Genomic DNA, 14172 nt, shown 5'->3' with positions numbered 1-14172 from the left:
ACGGGGCCTCTCCTTCAGCCGTTGGTGGTGCCGGTGGTGCGCACGCCGAGGCGCAGCAGCACATGGCGGGACAGGTCGGTGAGGGTGATGCCGCTTTGGAGGAGCTCCATGGGCGGGATCTCGACGTCCAGGCGCTGCCGCAGTGTGATCAGCAGTTCGGCGGCCATCAGGGAGTCGACGCCGTAGTCCTGGAGCGGCAGCCGCGCATCGAGGCGGGCGACGTCGGTCTGGAGGATGCGGGCCAGCAGTTCGGCGAGCGCGCCGCTGACGGTGGCCAGCGCCTCGTCCGTGTTGAGGCCGGCGAGCGCGGCCAGAAAATCCTGACGCGTGTGCCCGCCGAGCTCGAAGTCGGCGGGCAGCAGCGCCGCGAAGCGGGGCGCGGCCAGGGTGGGCAGAAGGGGGCGCAGCCGGGCCCAGTCGTAGCGGCCGATACCGGTGACAGTGGCGCCAGATGCCGTCAGCGTCTCCAGGGCGGCCAGTGCCTCGTGAGAGCTGATAGGGATGGCGCCGAATGCTTCCATGGACGGTGCCAGGCCCTCGCGGGCGACATGGCCGCAGTCGCCGATCGCGCCCCAGGCGACGGCGAGGGCCAGGCCGGGGCTGTGCCGTCGCCGGGCCAGCGCTTCGGCGTAGGAGTTCCCGGCGACGTAGGCGGACTGTTTGATGTTGCCGACAGAGGTGGTGAACGAGGAGAAGAGCCAGAACAGGCTCAGGTCGCGCTCGCGGGTCAGGGCGTCGAGGACCGCCGCCCCGGCCATCTTGGGCGCCAGGACCGCGCGGAACCGCTCGTCGTTGAGTTCGGTGAGCGGGGCGTCGTCCAGCGTCATGGCCGCATGCACGACACCCGTGAGCCGGTGTCCGGTGGCGTCGATCCGGCCGATCACCTCGGCCATGGCGGCGGCGTCGGTGACATCGGCGGCGTACGGCGTGGCCGTCACGCCCCGCACAGACAGGTCGGCCAGCACTTCGGCCGCCTCGGGGCCGTCGGCTCCCCGCCGGGAGACCAGGCCAAGATGGCGGGCCCCGCGTTCGGCGAGCCAGCGGGCGGTGGCGGCACCGAACCCGCTCAACCCGCCGGTGACCAGGTAGCTGCCGTCTGGGTCGAGCCGGGGCGGCTCGGTCCGGGTGCGGACGGGAACCGGGCCGTCCTGCGGATCGAGGCTGACGACGACCTTGCCGATGTGCCGCGAGTGCTGCAGCAACGTGAACGCCTCCTTGACCCGCGCGGCCGGATACACGGTGTGCGGCAGCGGCCGGTACCGGCCGTCCGCCACTCGTTCGGCGACCGCGGCCAGCAGGCGCCGGCCGCTCGCGAGCCCGGCCTCGTCGAACAGCAGGGCGGTGACGTCGACGCCGTAGAAGGCGATGTTGCGGTTGAAGGGCCGCATGAGCAGCGGTTTGTTGGCGTAGATGTCACGCTTGCCGAGCTCGATGAACCGGCCGCCGGACCGCAAGGTTTCCAGGCCCCGGTCGATGGCCTGCCCGGCCAGCGAGTTGACCACCACGTCGACCCCGCGCCCCCCGGTGATCCGCAGTGCCTGGTCGGCGAAGTCGAGGGTGCGGGAGTCCAGTACGTGCTCGACGCCCAGCGCGCGCAGCAGGTCGCGCTTGGCCGGGCTGCCCGCGGTGGCGATCACGGTGGCGCCCACCAGACGGGCGTACTGGACGGCGGCCAGCCCCACCCCACCGGCGGCCCCGTGCACCAGCACGGTCTCCCCGGGCGCCAGCCGCGCCAGATCGTGCAGCGCGTAATGCACTGTCAGAAAGGCCACCGGAAGGGTCGCGGCCTCCGCGAAGCCGAGCCCGTCAGGAATCCTCACCACGGCCTGCGCGGGAGCCGCCGTGTGCGAGGCCAGACTGCCCGGGACGGCCGCGTACACCCGATCCCCGACCGTCAGGTCGCCGGCGCCGTCGCCGATGGCCGTGACGATCCCGGCGCACTCGAAGCCGAGCCTGTTCTCGCTGAACATGCCCTCGGCGGCTTCGGGCGGCAGCAGGCCGGTCGCCAGCATGATGTCCCGATAGTTGAGCGCCGCGGCACGCACCGCGATCACCACCTCACCGGCCCCAGGAGCGACGGGACTGATCCGCGTCCAGACCGGCTCGAACGACAGACCGGGCGCCGGGATCTCCAGGGCGAAGGGCCCGTCGCCGCTTGACTCGATGTACTCGCCGGAGGGGAACGCGCCTTCACGGGGCACGAAACGGCCGTTCGCGGTGAGCACGATCTCGTCCTCACGCGCCGCCGCGCCCTCGTCGTCGCCGGACGAGGTGAGGGGTTCCAGGAGCTCGTGGGCCAGCCGGTGCGCGTCGGCGGCCGGGTCGTCGAGGCGTTCCAGCGACAGCCTGGTCACCCGTAGACCGGGGTGTTCGTTGGCGAGGGTGCGCGCCAACCCCCAGGCGGCGGCGTCCTGCGGCTGGGCGGCTCGTTCGGGCGCGGGTAGTGCACCGCTGGGCCGGGTCACCAGCCACAGGGCAGGGTGCAGGCCCTCCGGGAGGTCCCGGCAGGCCGTGGCCAGAGCGCGCAGCGCGGCAGCGCGTCGTACGGCCTGGTCGAGCATCGCCTGCGGGTCCGCCGGGGAGTCCCCGAGCAGAACGACCACGCCAGGATCGCCGTCACCAGCGAGCGACGCCGTCCAGGCCGCCGGGTCGAGGGGCATGGGCGCCACCGGCACGGACTGTGTACCGGGCCCGGCGAGCAGTGCGGCGACGTGCTCGGCCAGCGGCGTCTCCGGTTCACTCTCGGTGGCCACGATCCACCGCGTGTCGTCGTCCGGCCGGGCAGGCGCGGGCGGGGCGGTCTCGCTCGCGGGTGCCGAGGCCAGCAGCACCGAGGAGATCTCCCTGTCCGCCGACCCGATCGTGTCCCCCAGGCAGACGGCGTCGGACAGACCGCACTCGCGCAGCACATCGAGCCACTGGTTACGGCCGAGCAAGGGCGAATCCGGCCGCAGTTCGTCCTCGTGACCCCAGAAACTGCCCAGCGCGCCGAAGAACGGCAGCAGATAGTCCGTGTCGTGAGTCTCGAAGGCCACAAGTCGACCACCCGGGGCCAGCAGCTCCCGCACCCGGCCAAGGGCCGTGCGCAGGTGGGCCGCCGTGTGCAGGGAGTTGGCCGCGACGACGAGGTCGTAGGTGGCGTCGGTGAATCCCTGCTCGCCAGGGTCGGTGTTCAGGTCGAACGGGCGGTAGTCGACGAAGGGGTAGTCGCCAAAACGGTGCCTGGCGCGGGCGAAGAAGCCCGCGGACACGTCGGTGAAGTGATAAACGGTCCGTTCCGGCGGCAGCAGCGGGAGCAGCGAGGCGGTCGTGCCACCCGTGCCCGCGCCGATCTCCAGGATCCGCAAGGGCCGGTCTTCGGGCCAGGCCCGCACGATCTGAGCCGTGAGCGCCGCGACGATCCGGTTGTGGAACCGGCAGGTCGGCGCCACGTCGTAAAACTGCTCGAAGGCGTCTTGGGAGCCCTGGCCGGTGAGCAGGTGCAGTGCCTCCTGTTCGCCGCGGAGCACCTGGGGCAGATGCGACAACTGACGGAAGGCCAGCTGTACTTCGGCACTCAAGGCGGGGAAGTCCAGAGGCAGCCGCGCCAGATGAGGTGCTGGGGCCGGCGTGCCCGTCAGCCGCCAACGTTCATCGTCGCCGATGGCGGCCAGGCCGTGCCGGGACATCAGGCCGAGCAGAGCCTGCGCCAACCGGTCGTGTCCGGGCAACATGCCCTGCTGGACCAGGTCGGCAGGCGTGAACTCGGATGCGTCTGCGGGCAGCAGGTCCGCGAACGCGGCGGCGGCCACATGAGCGGTCAGCAGTCTGATCCGCGTCATGAAGTCCGCGAAGCGTACGGAGCGCGCATCGGCCCCCGCCGCATCGACGCTGCCCGCGACGGCCCCGGAGAGGTTGTCGTTGGTGCCGAGCGGCGAGGGCGCGGCCGGCAGATGGAGATGGGGCGCGGCGCGCAGCACGGTCTCGTAACGCTGCGGTGTCCGGTCCGCGGGGCTGGGCACGCGCCGCATGCGGACACCGGCCAGTTCGACGGTGACACTGCCGTCCGGGTCGGTGACGGTGATGTCGAAGCAGAGTTCGCTGGTCCCACGCGTGCGATCACGGACCTGGACCATCCCCGTCGGGGACGGGCTCCGCCACACCCGTACGGCCCCGATCGAGGCCGGAAGCCATGCCTGCCCGGCGCCCACCCGGGCGGCCACGAGCGGCACGCACGCCTGGAGTGCGCCGTCGAGAAGTGCCGGATGCGCCACGTAGTGCGCGGTGTCCGTCGGGTCCGTGGTGTGCCGGTAGGCGGCCAGGGCTTCCCCCTCGCCGATGTGAAGCCGCGTGAGCTGCCGGAAGGCGGGCCCGTAGTCCAGGCCGGTCGCGGCAAGTGCGGGGTACAGGGCGTCGGCGTCACCGCGTCGGGGGCAGCGGGCGCGCACGCCCGCCAGGTCGATCCGCGCGGGCGGGCGGCCGATCAGGTCGCGGACCTGGCATCGGGCGTGCGGGCGGGGCGGTGGGGCATCGCCTTCGGCGCCGTCGGTGGTCTCGGTGCTGGTGATGAAGACCATGCCGTCGTCGGGTGAGAACGCGACCTGCATCCGGACGTCTCCGGCCCGGCCCCAGGGGATGACCAGCGGGCGGCTCACCTCCAGCCATGCCAGTTCCACCGGCCCGTCCAGCACCCGCCGCCCGGCGGCCAGGGCCAGCTCGATGTGACCGGCCGCCGGGAACACCACGGATCCGGCCACCTTGTGGTCGGCCAGCCAGGGCACCAGCGCCGGTTCGACCGGCCCCTGCCACGAGGGCTCCGCCGTCGGCAGCCGTTCGCCCAGCAGGGGGTGGTCCAGCCGCCCCGGTCCGCTGCTGATGATCCAATGGTGCGGGGGGCCGCTCCAGTGCCGCTCCCGCTGCCACGGGTACGCGGGCAGCTCCGCCACCCGCGCGGGGCGGGGGAACCAGCGTGCCAAGTCCATCTCTGCCCCGGCGGCGAACAGGGCTTCCACCGAGTGGCGCAGCGCGGCCGGCCCGGCGATGTCGCGACGCAGGGTCGCCAGTACGCCCACCCGGTCGCGTCCGGCGGTGATCCGGCGCAGATACGTGCGCAGGACGGGATGGGGGCCGACCTCCAACAGGACGTCGACGCCCGTGTCCAGGGCGTGTTCGACGGCGGCGGCGAATCGGACCGGCTCGCGGACGTTGCGCCACCAGTAATCGGCGTCCAGGCCGCTCGCGGGCACCGGCCCACCGGTCACGGTGGAGATCAGAGCATCGGTGCTCCCCTGCGGGGCCAACCCGTCGAGACCGGCCGTCAGCGGGCCGCGGACCCGCTCCATGACCGGGCTGTGGAAGGCGTAGTCGAGATCCATGAGCCGGAAGAACACCTCCCGTGCGACCAACTCCTCTCCCAGCGACTTGAGTTGGTTCACAGGCCCGGCGACCGTCACGTCCCTGGCACTGTTCACGGCGGCAACGACCAGGCCGGGGAAGGCCGACAGGACTTCCTCAGCCTCGACCGAGGGCAACCCCACCGCCGCCATCCGGCCCTGACCGGCGGTAAGCGCCTGAACCCGGCTCCGCTCGGCGACCACCCACGCCGCCTGCTGAAGCGTCAGCGCGCCGACAGCGTACGCGGCCGCCACCTCCCCGACGCTGTGCCCGAGGGCGACCGTCCACGTCACGCCTTGCGCGCGCAGAACCGCGGTGATCCCGGCCTGCACCGTGAACAGCAGCGGCTGAGCGATCTCGGTGGCTTCCAGCCCCCACTCGTCCGTCGGCCGTCGCAGAGCATCGGCGACCGACCAGCCCAGCCGGGGCGCCAGCGCGGCGTCGACCGCCTCTACCTCGGCGCGGAACACCGCGTCGTCCAGCAGGTCAGCGGCCATTCCCGCCCACTGCGAGCCATTTCCCGCAAAGACCAGCCCGAGCCGGCCTTGCGCGGCCGCCTCGCCCGTCACGCTCTCGTCGGACAGGATCCGCGCGGCCTCGTGCGGCGTCGAGGCCAGCGCCACCCGGCGGTAGCGGTGCTTGGCACGGCGGCCCCCGGTGGTGGCCGCGATGTCGTAGAACTCCTCCGATGCGACACTCATCAGCCGGGCGGCCAGCCGCCGCGCCGCCTCTTCGGCCGCCTGTGGGGTACGCCCGGAAGCGATCACCGGCAGTTCCCCTGCCACCTCAACGTCCGGCCCCGGCGGGGTGGCCGGCGGAGGGCCGACGACCACATGGGCGTTCGCCCCACCGAACCCGAAGGAGTTGACGCCGACGAAGCGCCGCCTCTCTCCCGACGGCAGCGGACGTGCCCGGTCGACGGGCTCCAGCCCGAGTTCGGCGAAGTCGATGGCGGGGTTAAGGGGTTCGAGGTGCAGCGAGGCGGGGATCGTGGCATACCGCAGCACCGCGAGAGTCTTGAACAGCCCCGCCATGCCCGAGGCCGGCTCCAGGTGCCCCACGTTCGACTTCACCGACCCGATGGGCAGCGGCCCCACCGACCGCGCGGCGCCCAGCACCCGGCCCAGCGCCGTGCACTCAGCCGGATCGCCTGCCTGCGTGCCGGTGCCGTGCGCCTCCACGTACACCACCTCGTCGGCCGCGATGCCCGCCCGCTCGTACACCCGCCGCAGCAGGTCCTCCTGCGCCCGCGCACTGGGCAGCGCCAGCCCGGCGGTACGCCCGTCGCAGTTGCTGCCGGCCGCGGCGATCACCCCATGAATCCGGTCCCCGCCGGCCACCGCATCGGCAAGCGGCTTCAGTACCACCACGCCCGCGCCCTCGGCCCTGACGAACCCGTCGGCATCCGCCGAGAACGCCGCGCAGTGGCCTCGCTTGGACAGCATCGACGCCTGGCTGAACCCGACGAACCCGTTCGGGTTCAGCAGCACGTTCACCCCGCCCGCCAGCGCCACACGGCTGCCGCCCGACGCCAGCTCCCGGCAGGCGCGCTCCACCGCCACCAGCGACGACGAACAGGCCGTGTCGATCGCCATGCTCGGCCCGTGCAGGTCGAAGAAGTGTGACAGCCTGTTCGCCGCGATCGAATGCGCACCGCCCGCCATCGAATAGGCGTTCAGCTGCCCGGCCCTGGTCATCTGAAGTCCGGCGTAGGAGAAGTCCGAGATGCCGATGAACACGCAGGTGTCGGAGCCCGCCAACAGTGCGGGGTCGATGCCCGCATCGTCTAGTGCCTCGACAGTCGTCTCCAGCAGCAGCCGATGCTGCGGGTCCATCTGCGCCGCCTCCCGCGGCGAGATCCCGAAATAGTCCGCATCGAACCCGGCGATGTCTGCAAGGAACCCACCTCGCGCGGTGTACGACTTCCCCGGCCGCGCCATCTCGGTGTCGACGAACCGTGCCGCTTCAAACCGATCCTCCGGGACTGTCCCCACCAGGTCACGCCCGGCCTCCAGCGCCTCCCACAAGCCGGCCAGATCCACGATCCCGCCGGGCAGCCGACACCCCAGCCCGACGATCGCGAACGCATCCGCGGCGCACGAAACCCCCATCAACCCACACCCCATTCCTGAAACCCTGCGTGTGATCGAGCAACTACGAGACCGTTATCGACACAGATCACCGCCAACTGCCGGATGCCTGTGCGTTGTTGGCGTCAGCTCGGAAAGCCGACGGCCACCATCGGCAGGACTATCTGGAAGAAGTCGCACACGCGGAGGCCGGAATCCTCCACGCGTCACGCCCCCAGCAGGAAGTCGCGGACATGACGGTCGAGTTCGCCGCCCGCGTCCTCCATCACGAAGTGGCCGGCGTCGCCATAGCGCCGTACCCGAGCCTGCGGGAAGCGGCGGATCCATTCGTCCAGTACCGCTGGCGTGAACAGACGGTCCCGCATGCCCCACCCGATAAATATCGGCAGCCGGGCGATGCTGCTCTCAGCGTCCGGGGCCTTGAGCAGTCTCCAGACTGGATCGCCGTCACCTTGGGGAATGCTTTGGACGAACTCCACGACGGTGCCACGGTTTTGCGCGTCGGCGAAGGGCAGCAGGTACGCCATCCGCTCGGCCTCGCTGAGCCGCCGTACGACTCTCAGCCGTACGGCGGCACGGGGAAGGACGTTGCCGGCCCGCGCGAGGGCGGCGGCCGGGGCACTATCCCTGATCCACCTCATATGCATCGGCAGCCGGTAACCGGCAGGCCACGGGAAAGCGACGCTGTTGAGGACGACCAACCGTGCCACCACGCCGGGATGGCGCAGTGCCCAGGCGATGCCGATCGGACCTCCCCAGTCGTGCACCACCAGGGTCCACCGGCAGGCCGGCAACCCCTGAACGTCGGTGAGGTGGTGGAAGAGGTGATCCAGGCATGCGAGCTGCTGCTCGAGGCAGTCGGCGCCCCGCTGAGGTTTGAGGAAGCGGGGTGACAGGCCGAATCCAGCAAGGTCGGGGGCGATGCAGCGGAAGTCCGATGACAGGGTGCCGAGCAGGCTCCGCCAAAGGTAGCTCCAGGTCGGGTTGCCATGAAGGAAGAGCACCAGGTCACCCGAGCCGACGTCGACGTAGTGCTGGCCTGTGACGGGGACCTGCCGCCAGTGGCGAGGGCCGGGGTAGCCCGGAAGTGCTCGGGCATGGACGTTTACAGCAGAAGGCACACTGATCACGGTAGAGCCGAAAAGGTCAACAAGCCCCCTTTACACTGTTTTTCGCCATAACGAAGGAAGATGCGATCAAAAGGGCTAAGTGTAACTTCTCGCCTGTTTGGGCATGTTGAAGGATCCCTTTCAGAAGGCCACCGGATGCCGCGCTCCTTCCAGAAGAGGTGACACCCACCCCTCCGCCACCCTCCGGGCGTCGGCCTGACACATCACCCACGGCAGCCCCGGAGGCGTGAAGGATCTGAACACATAAGCGGCCGTCCCAACCCCCGTTCCCGAGGGGAGGTTCACGTTGCCGCGGCCCCGCTGCTATCCGCCCGACACCTTCGACGACGAGTGGGCGCTCATCGAACGCATCGTCAAGCGCCGCGGCCACAAGAGACCGCTGGTCGCCGTCGGCCACTCGATCCTGGTCATCATCTGGCGCCTGCTCAACGAACCCGAGATGCCGTACACCGACCTCGGCTCCGACTACCACCAGCACCTCGTCGACCCCACCCGCCGCACTCGCGACCTTGTCCGCCAGCTCAAAGCCCTCGGCCACGACGTCACCCTCGCCCCCGCAGCCTGACCAGCCAACCCCAAAGCCCAGGCCAACGAACGCGTCAGCATGCCCTTGAACTGGGGGGTTTTCCGTTCAGACACTTAAGGAACAAGTTCAGGCTTGCGGGCCCAACCGGAGACGAACAAGCAAGCGAGGTCCGAGAACCCCGGATCCTCCAAGCAGTTCACGGCGGTGTCCACCTCGACGGTCGTGAGGAGTCCAGTCTGGACGATGGCGGCGGCTGCCTGGGTGAAGTTCGCCCGCCAGAATTCCTGGTGGATGCCTCCGTTCCCGCACACCGACGGCGTGACGGACAGGCCCACGTCGACCAGGCCGCACCCCGCCAGCGCCGCCGGGATCCGGCGCCCCCACCGCACGTCGCTGCCCTGGACCTGGGCGAAGAGCGTCTCGATCGCCCAGAGCAGCTCCCTGAACTCGGGATACGGGGAAGCTTCCGCAGGGAGGAACACAGCGTCCTCCACAACCAGCCATCCTCCCGGTGCCAGCCAGGCGGCCATTTTGGCCAGCACCGCGTCGCGGTCGCGGATGTGAGACAGCAGCGCCCTGGCGTGGACGAGGTCGAAAGATCCCGGGGTGAAATCGTCGACGGCTGCGTCATGCTGGAGGATCTCCAGATTCTCTGGGCCGTTGGTCCGTCGAAGGAAATCGGTGTCGATGTCCGTGGCGACGACGCGTCCGTCCGGACAGCGGTCCGCGAGCCAGCCGGCTACCGACCCTGCGCCTGCTCCGAGCTCCGCGCACCTCCACGTGGGAGCGACACCGAGCCGGTCCAAAATGGCGATGGTGCCGGGGTCCAGGACTTGTTCCAGCAGGTGGAGGCGGTGGAGTTCTTCCGGGACGCGATGGCTGATGGTGCCCTGACGGTACGCCTCCGCCCCCATGCGGCGGCCCGGTTGTCCGTCACCGCCGGGGCACGACTCCGGGAGCGGCGGCGGGTCGTTTTGCATGGCGGCCTCCTACGACGTGTCAAGCGGATGCTCCATGGCGTGCGGTCACGCGCAGGCGCAGGCTTCGAGGCCTGAGGGGGGTCGCCGTCGACACGGGGCGGGTGTCGCTGCCTGGCTCGACCTCGAGCCGCCAGCGAGCCGAGACAGCCGCCAGTGCTAAGGCCGACTCGAGCAGGGAGTACTCGTCGCCGATGCACTTGCGTGCACCGTGGCCGAAACTGACGAAGGACGAGGAGTGCGGCAGGGCCGCGCCATGCTCCGGCACCCACCGGTCTGGGGCGAACCGCTCCGGCCAGTCGAAGAGATCCGGTCGGCTCTGGATGGGGTGCGGGCTGAGGAACAAGGTGGCGCCGGATTCCAGGACGTGCCCGGCGAGAGTGACCCGCGTGCGGGTGACCCGGGTGAATAGCCAGGCCGACGGTCGCATCCGAAGGGTCTCCAGGAGAACCCGGCGCACGATAGGCAGCTGCGCCAGGTGTGCGGGGCCGTCGCCCAGGGACCGGTCGACCTCTTCCTCCAGCTGGTCGCGGACCTGCGGGTTCTCCGCAAGTAGCAGGAAGGCCCACGTCAGTGCCGACGCGGTGGTCTCCGTGCCGGAGACCAGCAGCGTAACGACCTGGTCGCGCAGTTCCCGGGCGGACAGGGGCCGTCCGTCCTCGTCCCTGGCATCGAGCATGAGCGACATGAGGGTCGCTTCTTCGGGGCGGGCGTGGCGGAAGTCCTCGACGAGCCGGTCCACGACGGCCGGCAGTTCGTCCAGTGCCTTGGTGTAGCGGAGGTTGGAGGGCAGGGGCAACCGGGTGACGATTTCGGGAAGGACGGTGCGAGGGACGAGCCCTGCGAGGAGGGGGTTCACGGCTGCCTGCACGGCAGTGGCTCGCGCGTCGGTGCAGAGGGTGCCGAAGAGCGTGCGCATCACGGTGCGCATGCTCAGGTGGCGGAAGGACGGAAACGCCTCGAAGGTGTGCCCGTCGTGCCACGGGGAGATCAGGGCGTCGGTCTCCTTTTCCATGCCACCGATGTAGTTCCTGAGGCTGGCCGTGCGGAAGGCCGGCTGGAGCGCGCGGCGCTGGCGTCGGTGATGGGCCTGCGGGCAAGTGGCCAGACCGTCGCCGAACATGTCGCGTAGGCGGTCGTAGAAGAGTCCGCCCTTGTCGTAGGTGCGGTCGTCGGCCAGCAGCTGGCGCAGCAGCTCGGGATGGCACGGCACGTACGCATGCTGGGGGCCCAGGCGGATGGCGACCAGGTCCCCGTGGGCGGGTAGGGAGGCCAGGAAGCCCAGGGGGTCCCGCATCAGGTGCGGAGCGTGTCCCAGGATGGGCAGGGCCCCGGGAGCGGTCGCGAAGGTGAACTCCGTGGTGGTTGTCACGTGACATGCCTTTCGAGAGGGCCGCCTCGGGGGCGGAGGCTGCTTCCGTGATTACTGGGGAGGCGGGGCCGCTCTCGGGGCGGGCTCTGAGAGCGGGTCGTGCTGCCACCACCACGCCATTGAAGGGATGGGGAGCGGAGTGGTGTCCTCGGGAGCGCCCACCCAGCCACCGGGCTCGAAGGCGGGGCCCAAGGCCTGCTGGGAGGGGTAGCGGTAGCGGGCGGACGTCAGCGTCCACCGGGCTGCCGCGCTGACGTAGCAACTCAGCGATGCCAGGTAACGCCGCAGAGTGTCGTCGGCGGTCGTCGCAACATCGTCGCGCAGCCGTACGAACAAGGCGGTGACCCGGTTCAGCAGGTCAGCGGCGAGCACCAGCCCCCGTTCGGGACCGCACTCCTGTTCCCGGCACAGTACGTCGACCAGGTTGTGGCTGCCCTGTCCGTCGTGGCGTTCCCGGGCGTGGGAGGTGATATCGGTGTAGCCGTTGCCGGCAAGGATCGCCATCTCGGTCAGGGCGCGGATCCGGCGGTCCGCCATCACCTGTTCGGGGACCTCGTAGCCCTCGGCGATGGACACCATGACGGTGCAGACGAATCCGCCGCCGCTGTACAGGCGCTGCACCAGGAAGTCGCTGAGGGTGGGCACCACGCCCCGTGCGACGTTGCCCGCCTTCCACAGCTCCGCCAAGAACCAGGCGCGCACGGCCTCGGTCCAGCGTGCGACCTGCGCTGGTGAGCCGTGCTTGGACAGACGTGTTCGCAGGTCGTACAGCGCCTCGTCGTAGTGGCCGGACGGAGGGATCTCAGGGGATTCCACCACGCGAAGAAGCCTGATCATCATGTCGGCCAGTTCTAGCGGGCGGGAGCTGAGCGGGCCCTCGTCGCAGCATTCGTCGTCGAATGCGATGTTCCACATCAGGAAGTCCGCGATGAGTTGCAGGGGAGCGAGCTCTCCGCAGGGGGCCAACGCTGCCGCGAGCGATCCGACCTCGGCCCGGGACAACGCGTCGCAGCGGTCCGGGCCGAGCGCGAACCGGTCCAGCCACCGCGCTGCTTCCCGGTCCACCATTTCGGCGTGCGGGGAGAGGAGCTCGGGGGCGGGGAGGTAGAAGGGAGGAAGCCGCACCGCGCTCATGCATCCGCTCCCGAGGTGCGGAGGCCGGGGGAGACGCGACCGTCGCCGTACCTGGTGCACGCAGCGCTCAGGCCCGCGACCGTGAAGGCATGGGTGTCCGGCGGATAGTGGACCAGGAGCGGGCGGGGCCCGCTCATGAAGGGAAGCCCCGGCCAGGTCCCGTCGCTACGCTGGCGGTCGACGAGGTACTCCAGCGCGCGCATCACCGCCGCTTCAGGCAGCGGGGACACGGGGTGCGCCAGCGCAGACAGGGCCAGACCGGTGGCGGCCGCTCCCGACGGGCCGCCGGGGTGGGTGGACCAGCCGCCGTCCGAGTTCTGCTGTGTGGCCAGGCGCGACGCAGCATCGCAGCTGACCGGGTGGTCCCGGCCGAGGGCCGCAGCAATCTCGTGGACGGCGTAAGCCGACGGACAGTACCAGTCGGCTACCCAGCCGCCCGGCGCGCGTCCCTGGGCGGCGAGCCAGGCCCTGGCGCGTGCGGTGTCGATCCGGTGGCCCGGCGCTGCCGCGTCGAGCCCACTGATCATGTGCGCGGTGACGTCCAGAGAGGCCGGGTCGTCGACGGACTGCCAGGTCCGCCAGGAGCCTTCGGGCAGTTGGACACGGCGGGCGAAGTCCTGTGCGGCGGCCGCCACCGAGCGGCCCGCCGGGGTATCGGCCAGGGCGAGCAGTGCCATTCCGGTGGTGTCACAGTCGGATTCGAGACCGTGCTTGTACGACCAACCACCGTCGCCGGACTGCGCCCGGACCAGATACTCAGTTGCCGGAGGCAGGGCGTGATCGTCGAAGGCAGGGATACCACGTAGGGAACGGACCGTCAGGGCGGAGATCCAGGTGTCGTTCTCGGCGAATCGCCACGTCCCGTCCTCGTGTTGCGTGGCCAGCAGCCAGCCTCGGCTCCGTCTGACCGAGGGGTGCCTGGGGGCGGTCGTGCGTAGTGCCAGGTAGGCCAGTGCGGTGACCGACGGCATCAGGCAGAACGATCCATCGTCACGCTGTTCAGCCGCGAGTTCGGTGACCTGTTCGGCGGGAGCCGGGGACGTCCTGGTGAGGAGTTCGGCCGATCGCAGGGCGACACGCAGCCACTGCCGCAAGGGCCTGCCGCCAGCGTCGTCCCTGATCCGTCGTATCGCGCTACGCAAGGCCCCGGCGTCTCCGCCGGGAGCGTTGGCCGCCACGGCGAGGGCGTGCAGCAGGACCACTCGTCCGACGAAGCGGCTGTTCAGGGGCAGCGGTGGTGTCCCGCAGCGATGCGGGACGATCAGCAGTTGGCGCAGCCACCGCTCGATGTCCTCCACCCCGCGGTGATGGCGCTGCGGTTCGGCGTCGAGGAGCCAGGCGACCGCCCGGGTGCGTGCCTCGCGCTCCGGTGACGTCCCCGGGCCCAGGGCGCAGGCAACGACCGCGGTGTCGAATATCCGGGGGTCCGCGGTGCCCGCCCAGGAGCCGTCGGCCCGTTGGGTACGGAGTACGACGTCCAGTGCGGCATCCAACGCCTCGTGGGCTCGCCCCATCAGCTCGCTTGGCTCGGACAGCTTCTTACCCGTCAGCGAAGTCATGGCCTCTCCCG

Annotated in this window: 7 protein-coding genes; 1 reads left to right on the top strand and 6 read right to left on the bottom strand. The window is 70.6% G+C overall.

The features are described 5' to 3' along the window. Nucleotides 1-14 precede the first annotated feature (14 nt). Both IE277_RS38260 and IE277_RS38255 read right to left on the bottom strand, forming a co-directional pair. Nucleotides 15-7484: a type I polyketide synthase gene (locus IE277_RS38260; RefSeq protein WP_189958353.1), complete on the bottom strand. Its 7470-nt coding sequence runs from the start codon at nucleotides 7482-7484 to the stop codon at nucleotides 15-17. Between the two features lie 185 nt (nucleotides 7485-7669). Then, nucleotides 7670-8584: an alpha/beta fold hydrolase gene (locus tag IE277_RS38255; protein ID WP_229882273.1), complete on the bottom strand. Its 915-nt coding sequence runs from the start codon at nucleotides 8582-8584 to the stop codon at nucleotides 7670-7672. Nucleotides 8585-8879: 295 nt separating this feature from the next. Between IE277_RS38255 and IE277_RS38250 the strand changes: the two genes are divergently transcribed. Further along, a complete protein-coding gene (locus IE277_RS38250; RefSeq protein WP_189958351.1) occupies nucleotides 8880-9158 on the top strand; it encodes a hypothetical protein in 279 nt (92 codons plus the stop codon). Between the two features lie 74 nt (nucleotides 9159-9232). On the opposite strand, the gene IE277_RS38245 is transcribed toward IE277_RS38250, so the two are convergent. From IE277_RS38245 to IE277_RS38230, 4 genes are all read right to left on the bottom strand, one after another. Further along, nucleotides 9233-10033: a class I SAM-dependent methyltransferase gene (locus IE277_RS38245; protein WP_189958350.1), complete on the bottom strand. Its 801-nt coding sequence runs from the start codon at nucleotides 10031-10033 to the stop codon at nucleotides 9233-9235. Nucleotides 10034-10118: 85 nt separating this feature from the next. Further along, complete coding sequence (locus IE277_RS38240) at nucleotides 10119-11468, bottom strand: cytochrome P450 (protein WP_189958349.1); 1350 nt, start codon at nucleotides 11466-11468, stop codon at nucleotides 10119-10121. A 51-nt stretch (nucleotides 11469-11519) separates the two neighbouring features. After that, nucleotides 11520-12602 (bottom strand): terpene synthase family protein, encoded by a 1083-nt coding sequence (locus tag IE277_RS38235; protein WP_189958348.1) that lies wholly within the window; start codon nucleotides 12600-12602, stop codon nucleotides 11520-11522. After that, complete coding sequence (locus IE277_RS38230) at nucleotides 12599-14161, bottom strand: prenyltransferase/squalene oxidase repeat-containing protein (RefSeq protein WP_189958347.1); 1563 nt, start codon at nucleotides 14159-14161, stop codon at nucleotides 12599-12601. The genes IE277_RS38235 and IE277_RS38230 overlap by 4 nt, the downstream gene beginning before the upstream one ends. Nucleotides 14162-14172 lie beyond the last annotated feature (11 nt).

The organism is Streptomyces alanosinicus (genome assembly GCF_014650595.1).
GTDB lineage: Bacteria > Actinomycetota > Actinomycetes > Streptomycetales > Streptomycetaceae > Streptomyces > Streptomyces alanosinicus.
This window is presented reverse-complemented; position numbering and strand designations above follow the sequence as displayed.